General features: G+C 61.4%; 2 pseudogenes. Both read left to right on the forward strand.

Annotated elements, in window-relative coordinates:
• Positions 1–79: pseudogene (locus CWI66_RS17820) on the forward strand (electron transfer flavoprotein subunit beta/FixA family protein); the annotation flags it as partial.
• Between the two features lie 40 nt (positions 80–119).
• Positions 120–295 (forward strand): annotated as a pseudogene (locus CWI66_RS17825) (electron transfer flavoprotein subunit alpha/FixB family protein); the annotation flags it as partial.

Consider the following 295-nt stretch of genomic DNA (forward strand, 5'->3'; position numbering starts at 1 on the left):
CGAGCGCAAGGGCGGTATCAAGGTCGCCTCGGTGGACGAGCTGATCGACAAACTGAAAAACGAAGCCAAGGTGCTTTGATAACGTACTTTGATAACGCGCTTTGAAAGGAACTGATCTCATGAGCATTCTGGTACTTGCCGACCTGCATGACGGCCAACTGGCCAGCGCCACCGCCCACGTCGTGGCAGCCGCCCAGGCGATCGGTGGCGATATCGACGTACTGGTCGCCGGTGAAGGCGTCCAGGCCGCCGCCGAAGCCGCCGCGACACTCGACGGCGTGAGCAAGGTGCGCGT

The sequence above is a fragment of the Halomonas sp. 141 genome (genome assembly GCF_002810305.1).
In the GTDB taxonomy this organism is placed as follows: Bacteria; Pseudomonadota; Gammaproteobacteria; order Pseudomonadales; family Halomonadaceae; genus Vreelandella; species Vreelandella stevensii.